Below are 24388 nucleotides of genomic sequence, written 5' to 3'. Positions count from 1 at the left end.
ATCAGGCGAGGAACGTCTTGAGTTCCCGGACGAGCTTGCGGATGTGGCCGGAGATCACCGGTGTGCCCTGGTCCTTGAAGCGCTCCCGGAACCAGGGGTTGACGCTGCCGCGCCCGGAGCTGGTCACCGAGCCGACGGGGATGAACTTGACGCCGGAGCGGTGGAGGGCGGCCATGCTGTCGAACAGCGGCTGGTGGTTCCACTCGTAGAAGTCGGAGATCCACACCACGACGGTGTTGCGCGGCTCGGTGATCTTCGGCTGGGCCAGGGCCATGGCGACCGTGCCGTCGGTGCCGCCGCCCAGCTGGGTGCGCAGCAGGGTCTCGAAGGGGTCGTGCACCCAGGGGGTGAGGTCGACCGCCCGGGTGTCGTACGCGACGAGGTGGACGTCCACCTTCGGCAGTCCGGCGAAGATCGACGCGAGGATGGTGCAGTTGACCATGGAGTCGACCATCGAGCCCGACTGGTCGACGACCACGATCAGCCGCTGCGGCGTCGTCTTGCGGGCGGTGTGCCGGTAGTAGAGACGGTCGACGTAGAGGCGTTCCTCTTCGGGGCTGTAGTTGGTGAGGTTCTTCCAGATGGTGCGGTCGAGGTCGAGGTTGCGGAAGACGCGCTTGGGCGGGACGGAGCGGTCGATCGCCCCGACCGTGGTCTTCTCGACCTGGGTGCGCAGGACCTCGGCGACCTCGTCGACGAAGCGGCGGATCAGGGACTTCGCGTTGGCCAGGGCCACGCCCGAGAGGTTGTTCTTGTCGCGCAGCAGCTGCTCGATGAGCGACATGCTCGGCGTGAGCCGCGCGGCGAGCCGGGGGTCGGCGAGCACCTCGCGCAGATGCATCCGCTGGACGAGGTCGGCCTCCAGGGAGCCGAGTTCGGGCCCGATCGCGGGGATCAGCCGGCTGAGGTCGGGGCCGGCGCCGTGGCCGCCGGTGCCGGCCGGGCTGACGCCGGGGCCGCCCGCGCCGTGACCGCCCGCGCCGCGCCCTCCGCGCAGGTCGCCGGGTGAGCAGCCCAGGGCGCGCTCCAGCCAGCCGGCGTCGGACTGCCAGCGGGACAGCTGTCCGGCGCTGACGGCTCCGGTGCCGGTGGCGAAGACGTTGAGCAGCACCTTGGAGACCAGGGCCGCGCGGCGCACCTCGGCGGCCCGGTCGCGTGCGACGGCGTCGCCGTCCTCGTCCGCCGCGGCGTCGGGCACCATCAGCCCGTCGAACTCCCCCGCCAGCTCCGGATGGCGCTGCACGATCGAGTCGACGGAGGCCTGCGGGTCCAGCAGGGCGGGCGGCAGACCGATGTCCTCGACGACGGCGAGGCTCGCCGATTCCAGGGCCGCCTGCTCCTCGGGGTCGAAGAGGCGGGCGAGGAGCCGCCAGTACAGGACCTGCCGGCGGTTGTCGTCCGGGGTCGCCCGGGGCGTCGCGTCGTTCATGTGCGCAGCAGCCTTCCCGCTCGTTCCCGCAGGACGGTGACGGCGTCGGTGGCGGCCTTCTCGGCCTTGACGCCCGCCTTGTCGGTGGTGCCGCCCGCCCAGGCGCCCGCGTGGAGGGCGACGGTCTTCCTTCGCACGGTGGTCTCGACGGCCAGGGGGTGCAGCCGGAACGCTCCGGCGTCCCAGCGGAGCAGGCCGATGCAGGCGCCGGAGGCCTCGACGGCCTCGGGGGTGAGCGGGCCCGCGACGGGGATGCGGTCGGTGTCGACGGCGAGGTCGTCCCCGGCGGTGGTGAGGACGAGGGTGTCGCCGTCCCGCCGGGTGGTGTAGCCCTCCAGGAACACCGGCTCGGCGAGGCGCGCGGGGTGGCGGTCCAGGGGCGCGGTGGGGGCGGCGGTCGCGGTGGGCAGGGCGACGCGGGCGGTGGCGAAGGGATCCGCCGGTTCGCCCGGGCGGGCGCGGTCGTCGTCCCAGACGAGGTCGCCCCCGGCGGTGAGCGGCATGGCGTCCAGGTGCATGGACCGGCCTTCGCCGAGGGCGGCGAGCAGCGACAGATGCGGTCGCAGCAACTGCCACACGCCCGCCGCGACGACGGTGTCCGGCTTGGGGACGGAGACGCTCGCGCGGACCAGCAGGGGCGCGGTGCCGTCGTCGGGTTCGAACACGGCGTGGACCTGAGCCTGGGCGGCGGTCGCGTGTTCGTGCAGGTCGACGCCGAGCGGCAGCAGCCGGCCGGTGGCGGTTCCGGCGGCGGGCCGGCCGGTGGCGCCGGGCCGGGTGAGCAGCAGGGCGCGCGCCCACAGGTCGCCCCAGCGGCGGGCCGGGATCCGTTCCAGGGCGGATCCCGGGCAGGACGCGGCCAGTTCGGCGGCGAATCCGTCGAGCAGGGTGGCCAGGCGGCGCAGTTCGGGCTGCGGCAGCATCGCGGAGACGATCCGGGCGGCGCCGCCGACGAGGTCGTGGTCGATGCCCCGCCAGCCGGCGCGGGCGAGGTCCGCGAGCCAGGTCCGGGCGGCGGCGAGCAGGTTGACCTGCTGTGGGTCGCCGGTTCCCGGGGGCGGGTCGTCGGTGCGGGTGCGGCCGGTGGCCTCGTCGGCGCGGGCCGCGAGCGCGTCGTGGACGGCGCCGAGGAGGGCCGTGCGGGCGGCGGCCAGGGCGAGGAAGTGGTCCTCTCCCGCGGTTCCCGCCGCGGCCTTCTCGGCGGCCTCGGCGACCCGGGCGGCCGGCGGGCTGCCGGCGACGGCGCGGGCGAGGTCGGCGAGGTCTGTGGCCTGGTCGGCCCGGGGGCGCAGCAGGCCCGCGGCGAGACACCGGTCGAGGGCGTCGGCCGCGGCCAGGGCCTCGTCCAGTCCTGCCACGGGTGCGGTGAGCGCGCCGGTGTGCTCCCCCGCGCCGGCGGCGAGCGCCCCGGCCGTCTCGGCGCGGGTCGGCGGGAACCACTGCATCTCCGGCAACGGGGCGGTGACCGGGGCCTGTTCGAGATAGGCGAGGTGCCGCAGGAAACGGCTGAAGACGGGGGCGGCGGCCGCCTTGCCGTCCGCCTGGGGCGGGCGGGCGGCGGTCATCGCGGTGGTGAGGGCGGCGGCGTCCAGGGCGCCGTCCGCCGGTTCGACGCGCAGGTAGCGGGCGACGCGCCCGGCGCCGTACTGCAGGACCGCCTCGGTGACCAGGGCGCGGATGTGGTTGCAGAACGAGCCGCGCGCGCCTCCGCAGGGCCGGTTGTTGTTGGTGCTGCACGCGAAGGCGTGGGTGCCGGACGCGATCGACGACACGTACACCCGCTCGATGTCCGAGCCGCTGGAGACGACCCCTTGCAGGCGTCCGTCGGCCAGTTCGACGAAGGGCACCTTGGCGAGCTTGCGCGGACGGGCGGGCGGCACGACCCGGGCCGTGCTCGCCCTCTCCCAGTTCTCCCGGTCCGACAACGCACCATCTCCTTTGCGGCACACGGCTGCACACGCCGAACCGGCGCAGCACGAAGGGGGGTTGTCGCACCGGATCGGCGCGACATCGAAAAACGTACAGGCGGCCACTGACAATGCCTCTGACCTGCGGCGACCGCGGTCACCGCCGGTGCGGGAGCGCCGCTCTCCCAGAACTCGGACGACCATGCCCGGGAGTCGGGGGCAGGGCACGGCGGGCGGAAAGGGCGGGGTCGAGCGGGGAGCGGGCGGCGTTCGGTGCGCTGCTGCGGGAGTTGCGGCCGGCCGCGTCGCAGACCATCGAGGGTCTCGCCGAGGCGCACCACATCTCCGTGCGCTATCTGCACCGGCTGTTCGAGGACGAGGGGGTCACGGTGGCCCGGCTGATCCAGCGGCGGCGGCTGGAGGAGTGCGCCCGGGAGCTGACCCGGCGTGACACGGCGGCCGCCACGGTGTCGGCGGTGGCCCAGCGCTGGGGTTTCGCCGATCCCGCCACTTCAGCCGGGTCTTCCGCGCGGCCTACGGGCGCTCCCCGCGCGAGTGGGTGCGTTCCGGCTCGTTCGTCTGAGCGAGCGCTCCGGGGTCGTCGAGTCCCGCCGACCCGGGCGGGGTCCTGGGCGGGGTGTGCGTGGCGCGGGGTTGTGTGACCGCGGGCCGCCGGCGGCGGGTCATCCGGGGGAACGGTCCCGGTTCGCCGTCCACGCGTGGAGCAGTGCCACGCCGGCGAGCGCGGCCGCCGCCGTACCGATGGCGCGGGCGCCGCCGCGGGAGCGGGTCCGCCAGGCCAGCACCGAGCCGGTTGATGCGGCGGACAGCACGGAGCCGGCGCTGAGCCAGGAACCCACGGAGGCGAAGGACGCGGCGGAGCCGACGGAGCCCACGGACAGGAAGCTGCCGACCGATCCGACGGACAGGGAACTGCCGACGGAGCCGATGGAGAGGAACGAGTCGACCGAGCCGATCGACAGCGCCGAGTTCTTCGACCACAGCGAACGCCAGGAGCCGTCGGCACCCGCGCGCCTGGCCATGGATCTGACCCCAGACCTCATCATGATCCGATCATAGGACCGGACCGGTCAGGACGGCGGCCAGTCGCGGTAGGCGATCCGGGCCCGTTCGTGGACCTCGCCGACGGTGCCCCACTCGTCGCGGCCCAGCCGGGCCAGGGGCCGCAGCCGCCGGATGTCGGGGTGGCCGTCGACGAGGACGTCCTCGTCGACGGCGGCGTGCACGACCCGGCCGAGGACCAGTGTGGAGTTGCCGATGCCGAGGGTGGAGTGCAGCCGGCACTCCAGTGCCACGGGGGACGCGGCCACGCGGGGCGGCTTCACCCGCAGCGAGGGTTCCCGCTCGATGCCCACGGCGTCGAACTCGCCCTCGTCGGCGGGGAAGTCGGTGCCGCTGGCGTTGATCTGCCCGAAGAGCGGTTCGGGGGCGAAGTTGACGACGAACTCGCCGGTGGCCTCGACGTTGCGCAGGGTGTCCTTGCGTCCGACGGAGGTGAACTGGACGACCGGCGGGTCGGTGCAGGCGACGGTGAAGAACGAGTGCGGTGCGAGATTGGCGGTCGTGCCGTCGGCCGCGAGGGTCGACACCCAGGCGATCGGCCGGGGTACGACGACGGCGGTGAGCAGCCGGTAGAAGGCCCCCGCACCCAGGGACTCGGGGTCATGGTCGACGCGCATGAACACCAGTTCTACCCGACGGGGGCGACCGGGCCGGAACCGGGCCCACCCTCGGGCCGGCCGGTCAGCCCACCTCCCACAGGAACCGGTGGGTGTGGATGGCGAAGTAGGGGAAGGACTGGACACCGCTGACGCCCTCGATCTGGCGCACGGTGTCGTTGACGAAGTCGAGCAGGTCCTTCGCGGTGGGGCTCACCACTTCGGCGAACAGGTCGAAGCCGCCGGAGGTGAGCACGGAGTACACCACCTCGGGGTGGGCGGCCAGGGCGTCGGCGACGGGGCGCGGATCCGCGTCCGCGGTGATGCCGAGGAGCGCCATGGCCTGGCCGCCCATGGCCATCGGGTCGGTGACGCCGACGACCTGGACGGCGCGGGAGTCCAGCAGCCGTTGCAGGCGCTGGCGGGCGGCGGAGGCGGACAGCCCGACCCGGGGGCCCAGGTCGGCGTACGCGATCCGTCCGTCGGTCTGCAGTTCGCGCAGGATGGCCCGGTCGATCTCGTCCACGCGTGGGTCCTTTCCCGGTGGTCAGCCGGCCAGTTCGGCCAGCGCGGCGCCGAACAGCCCGGTGTGGGTGTCGACGTCCTGCTCGGTGGTGTCGGGGCACATCAGGGCCATGTTGTGGAACGGGGTGAGCAGGATGCCCCGGTTGGCGAGGTAGAGGTGGAGGAAGTCCTCGAGCTCGGTGTCGCCCGCGGCCGCGGCCTCGGTGCCGGTGCGGGGAGCGGGGGCGGCGAAGCGGTACTCGGTACGGGCGCCCAGGCGGCTGACGGACCAGGGCAGGGCATGGGCGTCGATGCCGGCGCGGACACCCGCCTCGAAGCGCTCGGACAGCTTGTGCATCCGGGCGAACGCCTCGTCGGTGAGGACGTGTTCGAGAGTGGCGCGGGTCGCGGCGACGGAGAGCGCGTTGCCCGCGAGGGTGCCGCCGACGCCGCCCATGTCGACGAGGTCCAGATCGGCTCGGCCCAGGAGCCGGTCGGCGAGCTCGGCGGAGAGCCCGTAGGCGCCGGCCGGGATACCGCCGCCGATGGCCTTGCCGATGGTGAGCACGTCCGGTTCCAGGTCCCAGGCGGCGGTGCAGCCGCCGGGGCCGGCGGAGAAGGTGTGGGTCTCGTCGTTGATCAGCAGGGTGCCGTGCCGGCGGGTCAGCTCGCGCACCCCGGCCAGGTAGCCGGGCTCGGGCAGGACGATGCCGATGTTGGTGAGCGCGGGCTCCATCAGTACGGCGGCCACGTCGCCGTGGGCGAGTTCGCGCTCCAGCTGCTCCAGGTCGTTGAACTCGGCGACCCTGCTGGTGAGGGTGACGTCGCAGGGAGCACCGACGTTCCCCGGGCGGGCGGTGCCGGTCCCGTCGGGGCCGGTCACGATCAGGGACTCGTCGACGCTGCCGTGGTAGCAGTAGCTGTTGACCAGGATCCTGGGACGGGCGGTGACGGCCCGGGCGAGGCGGATCGCCCACCGGTTGGCGTCGGTCGCGGTGAGGGAGAAGCTCCAGCGGGTCAGGCCGAAGCGGCGGGTCAGATCGGCGCCGACCCATTCGGCGTCCTCGGTGGGCAGCATCGCGGTCGCGCCGCCGAGGGTGGTGAAGCGGTGCTGTACGGCGTCGGCGACGGCGGCCGGGGAGTGACCCGCCATGGCGCCGGTGTCGCCGAGGCAGAAGTCGATGTACTCGTGCCCGTCGATGTCCCGCACGCGGGCTCCGCGCGCGGACTCCAGGTACCGGGGGAAGGCACCGGCCGTCTTGTTCATCCATGTCATCGGCACCCGGCCGAAGAGATGTCCGGCGCGGGCGTAGGCGTCGCGGGAGCGGGGGTTGCGCCGCTCGGCGTCCGCGCTCTCGCGGGCCAGGAGATGACGCAGTCGGGCACGGTCCATGGCACACCCCGGATTTGAGGGACGAGTGAATACGACGAATCTACGACTGTTTCCGCGACAATCTCAAGGTCTGACGATGGAATCGATCGTCACGGCGATCGATTCAGTCGTCCGCCGAATGGCGGGCAGCCGTCCCCGGCGCCGTCTCCGCCGCCGCCCCGACCGGGGCGCCCGCGAGCGTCTCCGCCCGGATCCTGGCCACCGCCGCGCCCACCTGTTCCTGCACGGCGTCGGCCGGCGGTGCGCCCCGAACGGCGGACACCACGTCCCGGGCGAGGTGGTGCAGCTTGGTGTTGGTGTGCTGCGACGCCTCCACGAGGACCCGCCAGGCGTCCTCGGCGCTCAGGGCGAAGGACGCCATGAGAACGCCGCGGGCCAGGTCGATCACCGGACGGGTCTGCATGGCGCGCCGCAGCTGGACGACCTCGACGCGCAGGTCGCGCAGGACGGCTTCGTCCGGGATCCGGTCCGGGCCGTGGGCCGTGCCGTCGCCGTCGGCGCCCTCCGCGGGACCGGCCGGCCCCGCCTCGGCGAACAGCGGGCGGGTGCCGGTCAGTTCGAGGAGGCGTGCGACGGCGGGGGCGAGGCTTCGCAGGGCGACCGTCTTGCCCTGTCGCAGGCCCTGCTCACGCGCGCCGAGCAGCACGTTGAGGGCGGAGCAGTCGCAGAAGGCGACATCGCCGAGTTCCAGGTCGACACCGCCGACCGCCGCGTGCAGGGCGGCACGAAGAGCCCGCTCCAGGCGTTCGACGGAGTCGAGGTCGAGTTCACCGTGGACGGCCACGACGATGCGGTCGCCGTCCGGACGGACCGTGATCCGCAGGGCGGCCACCGGGCGGGCGGGCTGCGCACCGGTCGGCTCCAGACCACCCCGGGCGTCACCCGTTCCAGGGTTCGCGTCGTACGCGGGATCCGACATGACCGCCTCCCCCGGTCAATTTCCTTGCGACAACAGATTCACTCGCCCACCCGTCACACGTCAACAGATACCTGAAATGAAGTTCCGGCATTTGTTTACATGAATGCCCGGCCCTAGGATTGCCGCATGGAGGGAGTGCCCGAGCCGCACAACGGATGGACGTTTCTGACCAACCACGCCCGCGTGCTGGCGGCCATCGCGGACGACCGCAGCGCCCGGATCCGTGACATCGCCGCACACTGCCGACTGACGGAACGCGCCGTCCAGAAGATCATCGCCGACCTGGAACGGGACGGCTATCTGTCCCACGTCCGGGAGGGGCGGGGCAACGTCTACCGGATCGAGCCGGACAAGGTGCTGCGCCATCCCGCGGAGGCCGGGCTGCAGGTGGCCGCCCTGCTCTCGCTGCTCGCCCAGGACGAGGCCACCCGTGCCCGCCGGCCCGACTCCTGAACCTACGAGGCGCGTTCGCGACCCGGTGGGCGATCATGAACGGTGGTGAACCGGTCATTGCGGGCCGGTCCGGCGGGGCGAGAGACGAAGGTCACGAATACGTATCGGACATTTAACGCTTCAATCTTCACACCAGTCACACATGTTGGCTAGGTTGACGCCCAGACCGCATGAACGACTCCGGCACACCCCGCCGGGTCACGCGGCCCAACAGCCCGGCAGGGCACAGAGCTTGGGGCATCCCCGAATCGGGGGTCGCCCGGATCCGCGGGCCGGGGCGCCCGGCGGTGCACGGAAGGAGTACGTCTTCCATGGCGATGGAGGTCGGCGAGCCGAGCCGGGCGGAGGTCCAGCAGGCGGTCCACGCGCTGTACGACCGGGCCGAGAGCGACACCGGGAACTTCAACGCGACGCGCGCCGCCATGTCGGGCGCGAACCGCCGGTCCGGTGTCTCCCTCGCACGGGGCGGGCGAGGGTCGGCCGACCCGTCGACCGAGGCCATGGCGCGCAAGTGGTTCGACGTGGCACGCAACAGCATCGGCCCCACCGTCGAGGCGGTCCTGCCGGCCGACCGGATGCCGGCCCGCCCCATCGCTCCGGCCGGCCCCCGGGTGCCCATGGAGTTGGAAAGGGCCTTCGAGAACGGTGCGGGGCGTACGTCGGAGCCGGGCCGAAGACTCGAACTGGAGGCGCCCGAGCGGCGGACCCCGGAGCTGACCGCGCGGGCCGTCCCCGCCCTGCCCGCGGCACCCGAGCGGGCGCCCGCGGCCCTCGAGCCGCGCCGGGAGGAGCTCGCGCCGGCGATACCGTCGCAGCCGACGGTGCCGCCGACGGGACCGCAGCCGGGCACGGCGTCACAGCCCTTGGCGGCACAGCCGATGAGACCTCCGGCCGCCCCCATGTCGCAGCCCGGGGACACCGCGGAGCAGCAGGTGTACCGGGCGGAGGCAGCGGCGGCGTGGGCGGGCCAGGCGCCGGCCGCCGGCTCCGACGGAGCGGCTCAGCGCGGCGCCAGCGGCGTCGGCGGCGGAAGCGGCGACGACCAGTTGCCCGAAGCCAAGATCATGACGCCGGGGGCGGGGACCGGCTCCCCGTCCGGGGGCGGCAGATCCGCCTCCCGGCGTGCCAGGTCCGCCGGGGGCGCCGAGTCGACGCCCGTCTTCCCGACGTCCGAGTTCGGCGTGGCGAAGCCCGCGTTCAGCTTCCCGATGCCCGAGATCGACCCCGCCACGGGCTCGTTCATCCTCCCCGACTTCGATGCCGTGACCACCACCCCGGCGTCCGGCACCCCTGCGGCCCAACCCGGCCCGTCCACCGGCTCGTTCACCTTCCCGATGCCCGACGCCGGACCCACCACCCCCGCCACCGCAACGCCCCCGGCCCAACCCGGCCCCGGAACCGGCTCGTTCACCTTCCCCATGCCCGACGCCGGTGCCGTGCCCCAGGCCGGCGCCCCGGCCCCCGGCGCGGTGGCCGCGAACGGCGGGGCGGGCTTCCCGTCCGCTGAATTCGGTGGAGCGCCTCCGTTCAGCTTCCCGTACCCCGAAGCCGGCCCCGGCACGCCTGCCGCCGGCACGCCGATGCCCCAGACCGGCCCGGCGAGCGGGTCGTTCGGCTTCCCCATGCCGGACGCCTCCCTGACCACGCCCCCGGCCGGCACCCCGATGGCCCAGACCGGCCTCGCCATGTCCCCGGCCGGTCTGCCCGTGCCCGACGCCGCCCTCACCGCGTCCGCGGCGGGCTTCCCGGCCCCCGAACTCGTGGGCGCCGCTCCCCAGTCCGGCTTCCCCGCCCCCGAACTCGTCGGCGCCGCTCCCCAGTCCGGCTTCCCGGCTTCCGGAGTCGGCGTCGCGGCGCCGATGCCGGGCATGATGACCTACCCCGCCGCGGGACTCGTGGGAGCGCCGATGGGTTACGCCGAGCCGGTCCTCACGGCTCCCGCGCCCGTCGCCGCACCGGCCCCCGCCCCGGCTCCGGTGCCCGCCCCCGCCTCGGCCGCGGCCCCCGTCGGCGCCACCTTCAGCGCGACCGGCGCGGCCTATCTGGGCAAGGCGGACAAGGCGCTCGCCTTCGCGCGTGCGCAGGTCGGGCGGCCCTGCGTATGGGGTGCGACCGGGCCGGAGTCGTACGACTGCTCCAGCCTCACCCAGGCCGCCTGGCGGGCCGCCGGGGTGACCCTGCCGCGGTCCGCGATCGACCAGGCGAAGGCCTTCACCCGGGTCGGCCTGGACGAACTCCGCCCCGGTGACCTCGTGTTCTTCCACGACGACCTCAGCCACGTCGGTCTGTGCACCGACGGCGGCACGATGATCCACGCCCCGGGCCCCGGCGCGCACATCCGCGAGGAGCCGATCCTCGCCGTCGGCGAGGGCACGGTACGCGGCGCGGTACGGCCCGCGTGAGGTGAGCGTCCCGGTCAGCGCCATGACGGCGAGGGCGACCGGGACGCCGTACGTCCGGTGCGTCGGTGATGCTCGGCCGGGGGCTGCGGGCCGAGCCGCCCGGCGAGCCGGGCCAGGGGTCCGTGTCGGGGTCGCCCAGGCGCACCCGGGCGAACTGGTCCCGTCCGGCGCGAAGCCGGCGGGCGCCGCCTCGCCCTGGCCGACCACCGCCCCAGGCGACCCCCACCGCCTCACCCGTCCGTCACGGACGGGCAGCGGCTTCCTCAGCGCATGACGGAGCCGGCGCGTCCCTGGGTTCTGCGGACGTTGTTGTAGGCGCGCAGGAGGAGCTTGGAGACGGCGCACGGCGACATGTCGACGTGGCACTGACGGCACGTGCGCACGTGCTCCTCGTAGGCGGTGCGGGCCTGGTGCAGGGCGTCCTCGGGCGAGGGCATGGGGGTCCTCCGAACGAAACAACGGTTTCCGCGGGCTTGCCTACTTGCCAGTAGGTCCGCGTCGAAGGAAAGTGGACCATGTTACTTACGGTAGTGGAAAATGGGATTCCGGCCGTTCCTGAAACCGTTTTCGCTCACCTGGCGTGAACCGATCCGTGCGGGACCACTCCCCTAGACGTCCGCGCGGGCCGCGAGGGACAGCACCAGGGCCGCCGATCCCGTGCCCAGGAGCGCGCCGGCGACGACATCGCCCGGGTAGTGCACGCCGGTGTGGACCCGGGAGTAGCCGACCGCACAGGCGAGCAGGCCCAGCGGGACGGCGGCGGCCGGGAGTGCCTGGCCGACGGCGGCCGCGAAGGCGACGGCCGAGGCGGTGTGCCCGGACGGGAAGGACGCGGAGTCCGGCATCGGCACATGGCGTCCGGGGAACGGCGAGTCCGCGGAGCGGTGCGGCCGCCGACGCCGTACGAGCCGTTTGCCGACCAGGTTCGCGGTCGCCGAGGCCACACCGATGGCGGCGACGCCCAGGACGGCGGCGCGGCGCGGGCGGCCGCCGCGCAGAGCGAGGCCCGCGGCGACCGCGAAGGACAGCTTGGAGTGGTCGGAGGCCGCGGACAGCCGGCGCAGCGCGGTGTCCAGGGTGGGGGTGCGGGTGATGGTGACCGTCTCGTACAGCGCCTGGTCCAGGGTGGCGAGGTCGCGTACCAGTGGCGGGGTGGTGAGCTTCGGCAGGCGGTCAGACATCGTAGGCATCCTTGATCGTACGGGGGTCGGGATGGCCGAGGGCCAGGCGCGCGATGCGCCGCCAGTCGACCGTCGGTGGCGCGTAGGCCGCGCCGGGGCGATGGCGGGGCACCCGGACCCGGAGCACGCTGGGCCGTACGGTGCACACCACCGGGGTGGGCAGTTCGAGCGCCTCGCCGTCGATGGCCACCGGGATGCGGTCCCGGTCGGCCTCGACGACCACGCGGTGCGCGGTGAGCGTGGTGATGCCGCTGGCCCGTTCGCCGAGCAGGGCCAGTTCGGCGGCCTGGGCGGCGCCCTCCACGCGGACGCCGATCACGCCGAGCAGACCGGCGTCGAGGCGGGGCCGACGGCCGCCGCCGAGGGGGTCGGCGCGCGCGTAGGCGTTGTTGCTGACCAGCACGGCCTGCGGGGCCTGGATACGGGTGTCGTCCGCGCGCACGTCGAGAGCCGGCCCCGCACCGCCCTGCAGCAGGTCGGGCAGGTGCTCCAGGGCGGTGGCCGCCTTCGCGTCCCGGTACTCGGGGTTCTGCACTATCTCCGCGTACGCCCCGAAGGAGACGGTGTTGACGAACGGCCGCCCGTCGACGTCGCCGAGGTCGACGCGCAGTTCGATGCCGCTGGTGAGGGCGTCGAGGCTGCGGACGGGATCGGTGCGGTCCAGACCGAGGTCCATGGCGAAGTGGTTGCGGGTGCCCGCGGCGACGACCAGGAAGGGCAGATCGTGTTCGGCGGCGACGGCCGCGACGAGCGCCTGGGTGCCGTCGCCGCCCGCGACGCCGAGCAGGTCCGCGCCCTCGGCGACGGCCCTGCGGGCCTCGGCGACCGGGTCGGTCCAGCCCTCGCCGGTGCCCAGCAGCACCACCCGGGCACCGAGCGACTCGGCGCGCTCGACGAGGCCGTGCTTCTCGACCTTTCCGCCGCCCGACCGCACGTTCATGATCAGAACGGGGCGGCGGGGCGGCGGTGTGCGGCGGCCGTGGGTGCCCTTGGGACGGCGCAGGGAGCGCATCGACTGGCGGGCCGAGGCCAGGGCCGCGGCCCACAGCGCGAGGGCGCCGACCGCCACCACCCACAGCCCCGAGGTGGCGTACAGCACGAGCACGCCCACGGGCGAGGTGAGGGCGAGCACGCCGCCGAGGAACCGGGCGCCGCCCCGGTGGGCCAGCATCCACCAGACGCCGGCCCCGGCGAGCGCGAGACCGGCGAGGCCGGCGAGCAGGACCAGCCAGCCGCCGGACCCGGCGCCGCCGGCCACGACCGCGGCGCAGCCGAGGACCAGGACCAGGGCGAGCCGGGCCCATCTGCGCGCCCGGGCGACGGCGTCCTGGCCCGTCACGCCCGCGGTCCACTTCGAAAGCGTCTTGTTCACCGTGCGCCCGCCATGCTCCCAGGTCCCCTCGAGGTGCGTGTCGTGTGGTACGGGTCATGGTAGGTGGACAGCATTCGGTCAATTGTCCACGGCGCAGCAATCCGGGGTGACGCCCGGAACGTGGGAGGGGTCCAGACGGCAGAAGCAGGACGCCCGGACGGGTACGTCCGCCAGCGCGGCCGCGAACCTCAGCTGCTGGGCGACGATCCTGGCCTCCGCGTTCTTGCCCTGGCGGACCAGGCACTCGTGGAAGCCGTGCAGCGACCAGACGTTGCCCGGGTGCTGGGACGGCCGCGGCAGCGTGTCGTCGAGTCCCAGGTCGGCGCGGTACACCGCCTCCGCCTCCGCGACCCGGCCCTGTTCGAGGAGCAGGGCGCCGTAGGCGTGCCGGGTGGGCTGCATCCAGCCCCACGGCTCGTCGTAGGGCAGGCTGTCGTCCAGTTCGATCGAGCGTTCTAGGGCGGCGAAGGCGAGGTCGTACCGGCCCTTGCGGTACTCCAGCTCGCCGTCCAGCATCGCGGAGGCGATCGCGAGGATGTCCCGGCAGGTGTTGTTGAACAGCATGCGGGTCTCCTGGACCCGCTCGGCCGCCGCCCGGAAGAGCCCGCGTTCGGTCTCGGCGTCCGTCACCCGGCCGGTGGCGGAGAGGGCGACCCCGCGGGCGTAGTGGAGCAGCGCCGTCGTGACGCTGTGGAGCTCCCGGTCGGCGGGGAGCGGCAGGGCGAGGATGTCGTCCCAGCGGCCGAAGCGGATCAGGACGTGGAACCGCATGCCGAGGAAGGCCTCCAGCCAGTCGGCCATGGGCGGGCTCTCCACCCGCAGCAGCTCCTCGGGAACGGCGGCCTCCAGGCGTCCCGCGGTCTCCAGCGCGGTCCCGCACTGGCCGAGGAACATCGCGCCGTAGATCTTGAAGTGGAGGTTGTGGCACCGGTACAGCGTGTAGAAGTTCATCGGGCCGGAACGGGCCAGGATCTTCTCGTCGGCGGCGATCGCCGCGGTGTTGTCGGTGACCACCCGCCGGTAGTCGCCGCAGAGCACGTCCAGGTGCGAGGGCATGTGCTGGAGGTGGCCGGCGTCGGGCACCAGTCCGCGCAGCCGGTCGGCGACCCGGAGGGCGGCCTCGGGGGTGGGCGACATCTCCATGAGGTGGATGTAGAAGTGCAGGATGCCCGGGTGCCCGGCCGAGGCCGGGTCGGTGAGCGCCCGGTCGAGCACCTCCTTGGCCTCGCCGGTGCGGGCGCCCTCGGCGGGCCGGCCGGTGCGCAGGTCCCACAGCTGCCAGGGCGTGAGGTTCATCAGCGCGTCGGCGTACAGGGCGGCGACGTCGAGGTCGTCGGGGGCGAGTGCGTGGACGGCGCGCATGGCGTCGGCGTAGGGCGCGTTCCACACCGAGCAGTCCTTCGCGGGCCGGTTCTGCGGATAGCGTGCCCGCAACGCGCCGATCAGCGCCCTTTCCACGGGGGTGGCGCCGGCGGCCTTCTCGTGGGCCAGCTCCACCGCGGCGTGGGTGCGGGCGACGGTCCGGGCGAGGTCCTGGTCGTCGAAGAACTCCCAGGGCTTGTTGTAGTTGGGGCCGAGGGCATAGGCGATGCCCCAGTACGCCATCGCGCAGTCGGGGTCGGCGCGGGCCGCCTCCTCGAAGCAGGCGACGGCCTCCTCGTGGTGGAAGGCGTACGACCACACCAGTCCGCGGTCGCACCACAGCTGGGCCTCGGGGGACGAGGTCGTCACGGGCCGGCGGTGGCCGCCGAGGTCGTAGTAGTCCACGTGGTCCACGGATTCCATGGTGCTCCCATCGTCGCGCGCGGTTCTGGCGACGTATACCGTGCGGGCCGGTGCCGGAGCGGCGGCTCGGCGCGGGAGCACCCGTACGGGGCGAGGGGCCCGTCGCCGGTGCGACGGGCCCCTCGTGGTGTTCCTGTGGTGATCCGCTGCCTCAGCCGGTGCGGCGGACGTTGCGGTAGAGGACGACGAAGCCGGCGATCACCAGCAGGCCGCCGGCGGCCGCGGGCCACAGGGTGGCGCCGGTCTCGGCCAGGCTGCCCTCGACGGCCTGCGGCTGGGTCCCGGTCCCGGTGTCGGCCGGGGGCTGTGCGCCGGTGCCGGCCGGGGTGTCGGTGTCGGCCGGGGTGTCGGCGGCCGTGTCCGCCGGCGACGGCGTCTTCTCCGGGGCGGTCGCGGCCTTGCCGACCTCGCCCTCCGCCTCGGTGCCGGGGGCCGGGGTGGCCGCCTTGGGCGCGTCGGCGGTGGGCTTGGCGTAGGTGTCGGGGCCCGTGCCGGCGGAGCCGCCACCGGCGCCGTCGCCGCCTGCCGCGGGGTCCGTCTCCGCGGGTTCGGTGGCGGGGGCATCGGGGGCCTGGGACTGGGCCGGGGGCTCCTGGGCGTCGTCACCCGGGTTGTCGTCCGAGGCTCCGCCGGAGCCGTTGTCCCCTCCGCCGCCTTCGCCGGCGCCGTTGCCCGCGCCGTTGTCGGCCCCGTTGCCCGCCCCGTCGTCCGCGCCGTTGCCGGCACCGTCGTCGGAGCCGTCGTCGCCGGTTCCGGCGCCGCAGGTCCGGCCGTCGTTGATGCAGCCGACCATCTGCCCCATCAGGTCCTCGTCGAAGACGTTGATGAAGTCACCGTGGTCCGTCACCGGCTTGTGGAGCTGCTCGGGGAAGGAGTCCACCGCGAACAGCGGCGTGGTACGGCCCCCGTCGGCGAGGCTCGGCGCGTCGACGTCGTAGACGATGCGCTGCACCAGCTGCGGGATGGCCTCGAAACCGGCCGGGCAGGTGCCGTCGGTGGCGGCGAAGGCCACGTGGGTGCGGTGGTTGGCGCTGTCGATGTTGCTGCCGTCCCAGCAGCTCTGGAAGCGGAAGGTGCGCACCACGTCGCTGCCGTCCGGGCAGAGCGGGTACTTGTCCTTCAGCTGCCGGTCCTCGAAGCCGGTGCAGCTCCAGGAGGCGTTGGCGTTCGCGTTGCCGTTGACGAAGGCCTTGGCGTCGCCGGTGATGATCCGCAGCAGCCGGGGCATCGCGGTGACCTTGGAGCGCGCGTTGCCGACGAAGGTCAGCGTGACGTCCTTGGGGGTGACGATCTCACCGGCGTTGCCCTCGATCCCGCCGCCGGGGCTTCCCGCGTCCTGCTCCTGGGTGCCGTTCTGCAGCCGCAGGACGGGCCAGTAGTAGGTGGACTTGTCGCCCTGGTCCACGCAGCTGGTCTCGGCGTTCGCGAGGTCCTCGTCGGAGGCGAAGGCGGTGTTGGACTGGTTGCCGATGTAGTCGTGGAAGTGGTGGGCGCCGTTGCTGACGCCGGGGGCGACGATGACGTTGTCCGAGTTGAACAGGCCGTTCTCGTTCACGCCGCAGCTGGTGGTGAAGGTGCCGCGCGAGGGGCCGGAGGCGGGGTCGGCGCCCTGCTGCGCGGGCTGGACGGTGGTGATGTCCACGTAGTCGCCGGCGACGGGGCCGTTGCCGGCCTGCCCGCCGTTGCCCTGCTGGCCGTTCTGACCGGACCCCTGAGCCTGGCCCTGTCCCTGGCCTTCGTTCTGGTTCTGCCCCTGCTCCTGCTCCTGGCCCTCTTCCTGGCCCTGTTCCTGCTGTTGCTGCCCCTGGACCGGTTCCTCGGTGACGCGCAGGGTGCAGGCGGCGAGGGAATCCAGGCCCTCCGGGCGGTCGCCGGCCCGGTCGATGGCGTCCGCGATACGGCCGAGCGTCGCGCCGCGCTTCTCCTTCAGCGGGTTCATGACCGCGTTGTCGGCGAATCCGGGGTCCTGCCGTACCGCATCCGCCTGCTCCTGGAGTTGGCGGTAGGCGTCGGCTATCTGCTCGTCCAGGAGGGCGAGTTCGCGAGCGACCTCGGGTGCGGCCGGCTCCGGGACGGCGGTGAGGCCGTTGCCGACGTCGGGACAGTCGATCGTGACCGCGCCCCCTCCCGTCAGCTGCACGGTCTCGCCGTTGGAAGTGGCGGAGGCATAGACGTTCACCGCCATCAGCCCGCCGCCGCCGAGGATCAGTGCGACCGCCGCGAAGGTCGCACGTCGTCCGCCTGTCGGGCGTCTGCGCCTGTTGTGTACCAAGGAGTGCTCCTACGCGTCGTGGTCGGCGGTCGGGGCATGGAAATCCCCCGGCCCTATACGCAGCGGGGCACAGGAGCGTTCAACCGCCTCACGCATTCATAGCAACATCTCAGGTGGACCGTCCCCGGCGGTCCTTCGTCACCGCCGCGGAAAGGGCCGCCGGAACCCGCAGGGGCCGCCGGAGATGACCGCGTTCGTGCAGAAGGCCCAGAACGACGGCGGCGGCCACGGCTATCAGGTGCTCGAGGCCGGCCAGGTTGGGCTTGGCGATCGACTCGACCACCATGGAGCCGCCGGTGAGGATGAAGACGACGGGCGCGCGGCGGACGACGGAGAGGTACGTGAAGAGTCCCACGACCGCCGCGGAGGGGCCGGTGTCGAGCACCTGCCCCGCCTCGGGCGGCAGTCCGAGGCCCCACCAGCCGGGCCCGATCGCGATCATCACCCGCACGGTGAGGGTGCCGGCGAGGGTGGCCGCGTAGGCGACGGCCAGGGTCCTGAGGCGGCCGAGGGCGAGTTCGGCCAGGGCGAAGGCGAGGAAGAGCTGGGTGATGCCGGCCCACACCGGCAGGTCGAGGGCGGGGACGTACAGGGAGACCGGGGTGCGCAACAGGGCCAGCCACAACGGGAGGTCGCCCTGGACGCCGCCGAGGATCCGCACGGCGGTCGCGCCGGCCGGGCGTTGCGCGACGGCGTGGAAGAAGATCACGCCGCCGCAGGCCACGAACGCCAGCAGCAGCGCGCCGGGGCCGCGCCGGCGCAGCTCTCGCACCGGGTCGACGACGATGCCGTACCACTCGCTCCGCAGGGTCCGGCCCACGAAGGCGGCCGCGCGGGCCGGGGCGCCGCGGCGCCGCCCGTCCTCGCCGTCCCCGGCACGGCCGTCGTGGCGCCGCTCCGCGTCTGGACGCAGGATCACCAAGGGTCCCCCCAGGGAACTCGTCGCCCGGACGTCCGGGTCCGGGCGGGTCGGAACTACTCCCCCACCCGTACGGCGCCGCCCCGCGCGGCGGGATCGGCGCACGTCACCGGCGGGAGACGCCACCCCGGCGGGAGAGCCGGTGTCGCCCCTGTGAAGACGCGAAGACGGCCCGCGAGGATCATTCCCTCACGGACCGGGACTGTCGGCACCGGTTCGGTGACGGGCGGTGCCGGTCACACCTGTGGCCGGCTCCCCGGCTCCTGGGGCGGGAGCGTCTGGGCCGCGCCGGGCGGCGTGGGCCTGGGCAGCGCGGCCACCGCCTGCTGCGCCCGCACCAGTTGCTCCGCCGTGTCGCCCGGCAGGCGGGGTGCCACCGGCCGGGTGGAGGAGAAACGGAAGGCGGAGGTGAGGTCGCCGAAGGCGGCGCGCCGCCAGGCGCTGATGTTGGGCTCCTCGACTCCGGTGACCCGTTCCAGGAACCGCAGTGTGGAGGTGTGGTCGAAGGTCTCCGTGGCCACCCAGCCGCCCACGGTCCAGGGCGAGACGACGAGCGCGGGGACGCGGAAGCCGCCGCCGACCGGGAGCCCCCGTACGAACTCGTCGGGTGTGCCGGCGGGCGGCGTCGGCGGGGGCACGTGGTCGAACAGGCCGTCGTTCTCGTCGTAGTTGAGGATGAACGCCGTCTTGCGCCACACCTTCGGGTTGGCGGCGATCGCCTCGATCTTCGAGGCCACGAAGGCCGCGCCGGCCGCCGGCAGGTGATGCGGGTGCTCCGACTGGTGACTGGTCGGCATGATCCAGGACACGGTCGGCAGCCGGTCGGCCCGGGCGTCGTCCTCGAACGTCCCCTCGGGCTGCGGCCGGACGCCCCGTTCGTACAGCTCGGAGCCCGGCTGGGCGGCACGGAACACGGCGAACTGCTCCAGCACGTTGCAGGCGTAGTCGTCCTCCTGCTGGTACACCTTCCAGCTGATCCCGGCCGCCTGGAGCCGTTCGGCGTACGTCGTCCAGCGGTACGGCGTCGGCGCGGTGTTGTTGATGACCGGCCCGCCCAGGGTGCCGCCGGGGTCGAGGGTGCCGGTCATCCACAGCAGGCGGTTGGGCCAGGTCGGGCCGAGGACCGAGCAGAAGTAGTGGTCGCAGAGGGTGAAGGCCTCGGCGAGCGCGAACTGGAAGGGGATGTCCTCGCGGGTGTGGTAGCCCATGACGTACGGGGCGTTCGGGCCGTCGGCCTTGCGGTGGGCCGGCAGCCAGCGGTCCATCTTGCCGCCGTTCCACGCCTCGTGCTGCACCGACCAGGAGTGGCTGGTGGAGGGGATGGCCTGGGCGCTGGTGGTGCGGGTGTCGAGGTGGAAGGGCAGCAGGTGGCCCTGCGGGTGCTCGGCGTCCGGCTGGTGGAAGACCGAGCGTCCGGTGTCGAGGGTCAGCGCGTCCGGGTCGGCGAAGCCGCGCACCCCGGACAGGGTGCCGAAGTAGTGGTCGAACGACCGGTTCTCCTGCATCAGCAGGACGACGTGCTCGACGTCGGCGAGCGAGCCGCGCCGCGGCGGCTCGGCGGCGACGGCCCTGCGCACGCTCGGCGGGAGGAGGGTGACGGCCGCGGCCGCGCCCAGCGCGCCCGCGGAGCCCAGCAGTCTGCGGCGGGTCAACTCGGCCATGTTGTGTCCTTGTCGAGCGGAGAGAACGGTGGGGCGGCGCGCGCGGAGAGGGGCCGACGTGGGGCGGCCCGTCGTCAGGCGGCGTTCGGGGGCGTGACGTTCGCGCGGTTCACGCCGTTCGTGTCGTGGGGGCCGTTCAGGTCGACCAGACGTCCGCGCTGTCGCAGACCCGCGCCTCCATGTTCCGCTCCATCATCCGCAGGGCCGCGTCGGCGAGATCGGCGTGGATGTGGGCGACGGCGTCCCGGGGCACCGTCGTCCGCAGATGGCGGATGTGGGCGTCGAGCGCCGAGTACAGCACGCACTGCTCGGTGACCTGACCGCACAGCACGAGGTGGTCCACCCCCTCCTGGTCGAGCAGATACGACAGGGGCGTCTCGAAGAAGATCGAGTGACGGGCCTTGACGACGAACAGGGAGTCCTCGTCGGGCTGCAGCGGTTCGACCAGGTCGGCATGGGGGCCGGCGAGGGCCGTGCCGAGGAGTTCGCCGTGGTGGGAGCGCCACTGGCCGAAGTTGTCGTTGACGTAGACGACCGGTGTGCCGTCGCGGCGGGCGCGGGCGAGGAGACCGGCGGCGACCGGGACCACTCTGCGCGCCGACGGCAGCAGCAGGTCGGCGTCCTGGTGGTCGTAGGTGTTGATCATGTCGATGACGATCAGCGCGGTCTTGCCCATGGGTCTCATGGTTCCCAGCCAGGGCCCGGGTGTGACAGCACGTCATGTGCGCTCACCCGAAGGCCTGAACCGGCGGCGGATCCGGGCGCCGGGCCGTGTCCGCGGCCCGGTGCGGGGCGGCACCCCGCCGGGCGTATTCCGTGGCGGGAGGCCCTGCCCTTCGCGTTACAGTGCACCGCCTGGATCGAGAGGAGACGGCGCGGTGCGCTTCGGGGTGGGAAACGGGAGGCGGGGGCCGGCACTGGCCGCCCTGCTGACGGGACTGGTGACGGGACTGGTGACGGGCTGTGCGGCCGGGGAGGGGGACGGCAGCGGGGGCGGGAGCGGCGGCGGGGGTTCGACGGCGGCCGAGGTCGCCCGCCGGGGAGGGACCGTCGGTGCGGCGGGCTCGGCCTGCGAGCTGCCCGTCACCTTCGACATCGCCGAGTCCTGGAAGGCGAAGGCCGTCGACGCCGGAGCGGCGGACGACGTGAGCGAGGAACTGGCCGACCTGGCCGACGCGTTTCTGCACCAGGGGCCGGTCACCATGGCCTGTGAGATCGACGCCAAGCCGGCGGGCAACATCGGGTTCCTGCGGGTCTGGACCGGTGAGCCCGGCGACGCCGGCGCACGCGCCGTGCTCGAGGACTTCGTGGCCGACGAGCCGGGGGCCGGCCGGGAGAAGTACCGCGGCTTCAGGGCGGGCGACGTCACCGGCACCGAGGTCGAGTACGTCACACCCGGTGGCGGAACGGAGGCGAAGAAGGCCCGTGCCCTCGCCGTCGTCACGCCCGGCGGGCCCGTCGTGCTCCACCTCGGCGGCCTGGACAACGAGGAGCACGAGGCGATGCTCCCGGCCTACGAACTCGCGAAGACCACCCTGCACACGACGCCCTGACCCCGGCCGCCGCACGGTCGCCCCGGCCGTGCGGCCCGGCACGCCCACCCACCGCGGCACCGCCCCGGAACCGGCCACCCGGCGGGGCGCCGCTCCGCTCCACCCGGCCACACGACACAGCACCCACACCCATCGAGGCACGGCCGCGGAGCCTGCCACCCCGCCGGACGCCGATCTCCGGGCGCCCCGCCGTGTGCCGTCGCCGCGCGGAGCGGCGCTCCCGCGTCCCGGCGTCTCCGGTTCTCTCCCCCTCCGCCCGGCCCGGCCTTGCGGCAGCACCCCGGCCTGCCGGGTGCGGATGCACATCCGGTCGGATGTGGCGCATTCTTGCTGTGTCGCCCACGCGGCGGCGCACGGACGAGGTAGGGCCATGACTGGGAGCGCCGAGGACGAGCGGAAGCCGGCCGGGTCGCTGCCCGCGCTGCTGACCGCTGCCGCGGTCGACGCGCTGCGGGCGACGGGCGGGCGTGCCGGGGGCGCTTACCTGTGCTCGCGCACGCAAGGGGTGCTCCGGCTCGCCGTGCTCGCGGGGCTCCCGGGACCGCTGTTCCGGCCCTGGTGGCGGGTGCACGAGGACCGGCCGTTCCCCGTGGTGGACGTCCAGCGGACGGGCGTACCGGTGGTGCTGGCGAACGCGACGGAGGCGATGCGCCGGTATCCGCAACTGGCGGCGGGGCTCCCCTTCCAGTTCGGTTCCCTCTACGTCCCGGTCGCGGTGGAGGGCCGCTCCTTCGGGGTGCTGCTCGTGCTGCGGGCGGCGGTCGCCGACGCGGCGGAGGTGCTGGCGCAGCGCGAGCGGCTGGCGGCGGTGGCGGACCGTCTGGCGGCGGACCTGCTGCGGCTGGAGGCCGACGGTGTGGCCGTGACGTGGGACGAGGAGCCGGTGTGCGTACGGCCGCCGGTGGCGGGCCCGGCACCGGGGCGGGTCGGACGGTTCTCGTGGGACCCGGTGTCCGACACCGTCGTGGCCGACGAGCGGGCGCGCGCCCTGTTCGGGCTGCCGCCCGGGGACCTTCCCGCCACGCTGGACGCGCTGGCCCGGGCCGTCGACCCGACCGACGCCCACCGGCTGCCCGGCCTTCTGCGCGAGACCGCGCGGGGCAGCCCCCCGCCGCTGCCCCTGGAGGTGCGCACGACGGAGGGCGGCATGCGGTTGCTGGAGCTGTGGGCGGCGGCCGAGGGGCCGTCCGGGGCCGTCACCGGTGTCCTCCTCGACCCCGGCGCGGGGGCCCTCGCCGACGGCGCGGCCGACCTGCTCCCGGAGGGCGTCTTCTGCCTCGACCGGCTCGGGCTGGTCGTCTACGCCAACTCCCGGGCGGCGCACTTCCTGGGCGTCGACCGGGCCGAACTGGTCGGCCGGCCGCTGTGGGACGCCGTGCCGTGGCTGAACCAGTCGAGCTGCGAGGAGCATCTGCGCGGTGCCCTGCTGTCGCCCGAGCCGGTGCACTTCCACGTACGGCGGCCCCCCGACCGCCCGCGGGTCTTCGAGGGCGACTGGCTGAGCCTGTCCGTCTATCCCGGCCCCGATCTGCTCACGTGCAAGGCGGTCCCGGCGAACCGCGTCCCCTCCGCATCGGCCCCCGAGCCGGTGGACGCCGAGGTCCCGGCGCCGGAGGCGGCCGCGTCGACCGCCCCGCTGTACCGGCCGATCGTGCTGGCGATCGCGCTGACCGAGGCGGTGACCGCGCGCCAGGTGTCGGCGGTGGTCATGCAGGAGCTGCTGCCCGCGTTCGGGGGCCGCCGGCTGGCGATCTACCTGCTGCAGGAGCGGCATCTGTACCTGGCGTGGGAGAACGGCTTCCCGGAGGGCTTCCTCGCGCCGTTCGAGGGGGTGGGCCTCGACGCCCGGCTGCCCGGCGTGGAGACGCTCACCACCGGCCGTCCGCTCTTCTTCGACTCGATGCAGCAACTGGCGGCCGCCTATCCGGGCATCGCGCTGGACGCGACGGAGGGCGCCCGCGCCTTCCTCCCGCTGATCGCGTCGGGCCGGCCGGTCGGCTCGTGCATCCTCGGCTTCGACGGCCCGCGCAGCTTCAGCCAGGAGGAGCGCACGGTGCTGACCGCGCTGGCCGGGCTGATCGCCCACGCCATGGAGAAGGCCAAGCGCTACGACACCGAGGCGGCCCTCGCGCGCGGGCTGCAGCAGGCGCTGCTCCCGCGGCGGCTGTCGCAGCACGCGCGCGTGGAGACCGCGGGACGCTATCTGCCGGGCACCGAGGGCATGGACGTCGGCGGCGACTGGTACGACGTCGTGGAGGCCGGTGACGGGCTGGCGCTGGTCATCGGGGACGTCCAGGGGCACGGGGTGCAGGCGGCGGCCACCATGGGGCAGCTGCGCAGCGCGGTCCGGGCGTTCGCGCTCAGCGACCATCCGCCGCAGGAGGTCATGTCGGGCACGAACCACCTGCTCATCGATCTCGACCCCGGCCAGTTCGCCAGCTGCTGCTACGTCCGGCTGGACCCGGCCACCGGCCTGGCCAGGGCCGCCCGGGCCGGCCATCTGCCCCCGCTGCTGCGCCGGCCCGACGGCCGTACGACGACAGTGGACCTGCCGGGCGGGGTGGTGCTGGGGGTCGACCCGCGCGCCCAGTACCCCGTGGCGGAGCTGCGGCTCGACCCCGGCGCGATCCTGGCGCTGTACACGGACGGGCTGGTGGAACGGCCCGGGCACGACATCGACGAGGGCATCGCCGCGCTGCGCACGGTCCTGGCCGGCGCGGGCGACGCGAGCGGGCGCTCCCTGGGGGAGGTGGCGGACCGGCTGACCGCGTCGGCCCGGCAGGCGGCCGACCGGGCGGACGACATCGCCCTGCTGCTCGCCACCCTTCCCGACGACCGTGAAGATCACACAGGGGAATCATGACCAGCCCGGCCCGTGACCCTGTGTGACGTCTCTCGCCTCACGGGGCCTGGCAGTGTAGGAATGGCACATGGCACGTGTCCTGGGGCGCCCGGGTGC

Annotated in this window: 19 protein-coding genes and 2 pseudogenes; 5 read left to right on the top strand and 16 right to left on the bottom strand. The window is 74.0% G+C overall.

Annotated features, from left to right (window positions below):
• Window position 1: 1 nt before the first annotated feature.
• The 3 genes and pseudogenes from ACFY30_RS28855 to ACFY30_RS28845 form a co-directional block, all read right to left on the bottom strand.
• Window positions 2–1429 (bottom strand): VWA domain-containing protein, encoded by a 1428-nt coding sequence (locus ACFY30_RS28855; RefSeq protein WP_390848078.1) that lies wholly within the window; start codon window positions 1427–1429, stop codon window positions 2–4.
• Window positions 1426–2787 (bottom strand): hypothetical protein, encoded by a 1362-nt coding sequence (locus tag ACFY30_RS28850; protein ID WP_390848113.1) that lies wholly within the window; start codon window positions 2785–2787, stop codon window positions 1426–1428. Before ACFY30_RS28850 ends, ACFY30_RS28855 begins: the two co-directional genes overlap by 4 nt.
• A 54-nt stretch (window positions 2788–2841) precedes the next feature.
• Window positions 2842–3354: pseudogene (locus tag ACFY30_RS28845) on the bottom strand (hypothetical protein); the annotation flags it as partial.
• 299 nt (window positions 3355–3653) lie between these two features.
• Here ACFY30_RS28845 and ACFY30_RS28840 point away from each other — a divergent pair.
• A pseudogene (locus ACFY30_RS28840) lies at window positions 3654–3919 on the top strand (helix-turn-helix domain-containing protein); the annotation flags it as partial.
• A 100-nt stretch (window positions 3920–4019) separates the two neighbouring features.
• Here ACFY30_RS28840 and ACFY30_RS28835 read toward each other — a convergent pair.
• From ACFY30_RS28835 to ACFY30_RS28815, 5 genes are all read right to left on the bottom strand, one after another.
• Window positions 4020–4379, bottom strand: coding sequence for a hypothetical protein (locus ACFY30_RS28835; RefSeq protein WP_390848077.1), 360 nt, complete (start codon window positions 4377–4379; stop codon window positions 4020–4022).
• Between the two features lie 48 nt (window positions 4380–4427).
• Entirely contained in the window at window positions 4428–5036 is a 609-nt protein-coding gene (locus ACFY30_RS28830; RefSeq protein WP_390848076.1) for a flavin reductase family protein, read from the bottom strand.
• Between the two features lie 64 nt (window positions 5037–5100).
• Window positions 5101–5541, bottom strand: coding sequence for an Lrp/AsnC family transcriptional regulator (locus ACFY30_RS28825; RefSeq protein ID WP_390656764.1), 441 nt, complete (start codon window positions 5539–5541; stop codon window positions 5101–5103).
• A 21-nt stretch (window positions 5542–5562) separates the two neighbouring features.
• Window positions 5563–6912 (bottom strand): transaminase, encoded by a 1350-nt coding sequence (locus tag ACFY30_RS28820; RefSeq protein ID WP_390848075.1) that lies wholly within the window; start codon window positions 6910–6912, stop codon window positions 5563–5565.
• A 103-nt stretch (window positions 6913–7015) separates the two neighbouring features.
• Window positions 7016–7831 carry an anti-sigma factor antagonist gene (locus ACFY30_RS28815; protein WP_390848074.1) on the bottom strand — a complete coding sequence of 272 codons (816 nt, stop codon included), beginning with the start codon at window positions 7829–7831 and terminating at the stop codon, window positions 7016–7018.
• A 126-nt stretch (window positions 7832–7957) separates the two neighbouring features.
• Between ACFY30_RS28815 and ACFY30_RS28810 the strand changes: the two genes are divergently transcribed.
• Together ACFY30_RS28810 and ACFY30_RS28805 are read left to right on the top strand one after the other, a co-directional pair.
• A complete protein-coding gene (locus ACFY30_RS28810; RefSeq protein ID WP_390848073.1) occupies window positions 7958–8284 on the top strand; it encodes a helix-turn-helix transcriptional regulator in 327 nt (108 codons plus the stop codon).
• Window positions 8285–8595: 311 nt separating this feature from the next.
• The gene (locus tag ACFY30_RS28805; RefSeq protein WP_390848071.1) at window positions 8596–10686 is read left to right on the top strand and encodes an NlpC/P60 family protein; all 2091 of its coding nucleotides are present in this window, start codon (window positions 8596–8598) and stop codon (window positions 10684–10686) included.
• A 263-nt stretch (window positions 10687–10949) separates the two neighbouring features.
• Here ACFY30_RS28805 and ACFY30_RS28800 read toward each other — a convergent pair whose 3' ends face one another.
• The 8 genes from ACFY30_RS28800 to ACFY30_RS28765 form a co-directional block, all read right to left on the bottom strand.
• A complete protein-coding gene (locus ACFY30_RS28800; protein WP_390848070.1) occupies window positions 10950–11123 on the bottom strand; it encodes a hypothetical protein in 174 nt (57 codons plus the stop codon).
• 171 nt (window positions 11124–11294) lie between these two features.
• Window positions 11295–11867, bottom strand: coding sequence for a phosphatase PAP2 family protein (locus ACFY30_RS28795; protein WP_390848069.1), 573 nt, complete (start codon window positions 11865–11867; stop codon window positions 11295–11297).
• Entirely contained in the window at window positions 11860–13239 is a 1380-nt protein-coding gene (locus tag ACFY30_RS28790; RefSeq protein WP_390848068.1) for a diacylglycerol/lipid kinase family protein, read from the bottom strand. The genes ACFY30_RS28795 and ACFY30_RS28790 overlap by 8 nt, the downstream gene beginning before the upstream one ends.
• Window positions 13240–13317: 78 nt before the next feature.
• On the bottom strand, window positions 13318–15024 hold the full coding sequence (locus ACFY30_RS28785; protein WP_390848067.1) for a tetratricopeptide repeat protein: 1707 nt from the start codon (window positions 15022–15024) through the stop codon (window positions 13318–13320).
• Window positions 15025–15175: 151 nt separating this feature from the next.
• Window positions 15176–17209 carry a DUF1996 domain-containing protein gene (locus ACFY30_RS28780; protein ID WP_390848112.1) on the bottom strand — a complete coding sequence of 678 codons (2034 nt, stop codon included), beginning with the start codon at window positions 17207–17209 and terminating at the stop codon, window positions 15176–15178.
• Between the two features lie 196 nt (window positions 17210–17405).
• Window positions 17406–18218 (bottom strand): hypothetical protein, encoded by an 813-nt coding sequence (locus tag ACFY30_RS28775; protein WP_390848066.1) that lies wholly within the window; start codon window positions 18216–18218, stop codon window positions 17406–17408.
• 233 nt (window positions 18219–18451) lie between these two features.
• Window positions 18452–19876, bottom strand: coding sequence for an alkaline phosphatase family protein (locus tag ACFY30_RS28770; protein ID WP_390848065.1), 1425 nt, complete (start codon window positions 19874–19876; stop codon window positions 18452–18454).
• 136 nt (window positions 19877–20012) lie between these two features.
• Entirely contained in the window at window positions 20013–20552 is a 540-nt protein-coding gene (locus ACFY30_RS28765; RefSeq protein ID WP_390848064.1) for an isochorismatase family cysteine hydrolase, read from the bottom strand.
• Window positions 20553–20754: 202 nt separating this feature from the next.
• Between ACFY30_RS28765 and ACFY30_RS28760 the strand changes: the two genes are divergently transcribed.
• Both ACFY30_RS28760 and ACFY30_RS28755 read left to right on the top strand, forming a co-directional pair.
• Complete coding sequence (locus ACFY30_RS28760) at window positions 20755–21429, top strand: lipoprotein (RefSeq protein ID WP_390848063.1); 675 nt, start codon at window positions 20755–20757, stop codon at window positions 21427–21429.
• Between the two features lie 370 nt (window positions 21430–21799).
• Window positions 21800–24292, top strand: a complete 2493-nt coding sequence (locus ACFY30_RS28755) for a SpoIIE family protein phosphatase (RefSeq protein WP_390848062.1) — start codon at window positions 21800–21802, stop codon at window positions 24290–24292.
• The last annotated feature ends 96 nt before the right edge of the window (window positions 24293–24388 follow it).

The organism is Streptomyces sp. NPDC000345, assembly GCF_042898825.1.
In the GTDB taxonomy this organism is placed as follows: domain Bacteria; phylum Actinomycetota; class Actinomycetes; order Streptomycetales; family Streptomycetaceae; genus Streptomyces.
The sequence above is the reverse complement of the archived record's forward strand: the minus strand, read 5'-3'. Positions and strand labels throughout refer to the sequence as shown.

What these genes read in the sequence shown, in the direction of transcription:
- ACFY30_RS28855 (WP_390848078.1), bottom strand. Translation starts at nt 1,429, where the DNA reads ATGAACGACGCGACGCCCCGGGCGACCCCGGACGACAACCGCCGGCAG.
- ACFY30_RS28835 (WP_390848077.1), bottom strand. Translation starts at nt 4,379, where the DNA reads ATGGCCAGGCGCGCGGGTGCCGACGGCTCCTGGCGTTCGCTGTGGTCG.
- ACFY30_RS28830 (WP_390848076.1), bottom strand. Translation starts at nt 5,036, where the DNA reads ATGCGCGTCGACCATGACCCCGAGTCCCTGGGTGCGGGGGCCTTCTAC.
- ACFY30_RS28820 (WP_390848075.1), bottom strand. Translation starts at nt 6,912, where the DNA reads ATGGACCGTGCCCGACTGCGTCATCTCCTGGCCCGCGAGAGCGCGGAC.
- ACFY30_RS28815 (WP_390848074.1), bottom strand. Translation starts at nt 7,831, where the DNA reads ATGTCGGATCCCGCGTACGACGCGAACCCTGGAACGGGTGACGCCCGG.
- ACFY30_RS28810 (WP_390848073.1), top strand. Translation starts at nt 7,958, where the DNA reads ATGGAGGGAGTGCCCGAGCCGCACAACGGATGGACGTTTCTGACCAAC.
- ACFY30_RS28805 (WP_390848071.1), top strand. Translation starts at nt 8,596, where the DNA reads ATGGCGATGGAGGTCGGCGAGCCGAGCCGGGCGGAGGTCCAGCAGGCG.
- ACFY30_RS28800 (WP_390848070.1), bottom strand. Translation starts at nt 11,123, where the DNA reads ATGCCCTCGCCCGAGGACGCCCTGCACCAGGCCCGCACCGCCTACGAG.
- ACFY30_RS28795 (WP_390848069.1), bottom strand. Translation starts at nt 11,867, where the DNA reads ATGTCTGACCGCCTGCCGAAGCTCACCACCCCGCCACTGGTACGCGAC.
- ACFY30_RS28785 (WP_390848067.1), bottom strand. Translation starts at nt 15,024, where the DNA reads ATGGAATCCGTGGACCACGTGGACTACTACGACCTCGGCGGCCACCGC.
- ACFY30_RS28780 (WP_390848112.1), bottom strand. Translation starts at nt 17,209, where the DNA reads ATGGCGGTGAACGTCTATGCCTCCGCCACTTCCAACGGCGAGACCGTG.
- ACFY30_RS28770 (WP_390848065.1), bottom strand. Translation starts at nt 19,876, where the DNA reads ATGGCCGAGTTGACCCGCCGCAGACTGCTGGGCTCCGCGGGCGCGCTG.
- ACFY30_RS28765 (WP_390848064.1), bottom strand. Translation starts at nt 20,552, where the DNA reads ATGGGCAAGACCGCGCTGATCGTCATCGACATGATCAACACCTACGAC.
- ACFY30_RS28755 (WP_390848062.1), top strand. Translation starts at nt 21,800, where the DNA reads ATGACTGGGAGCGCCGAGGACGAGCGGAAGCCGGCCGGGTCGCTGCCC.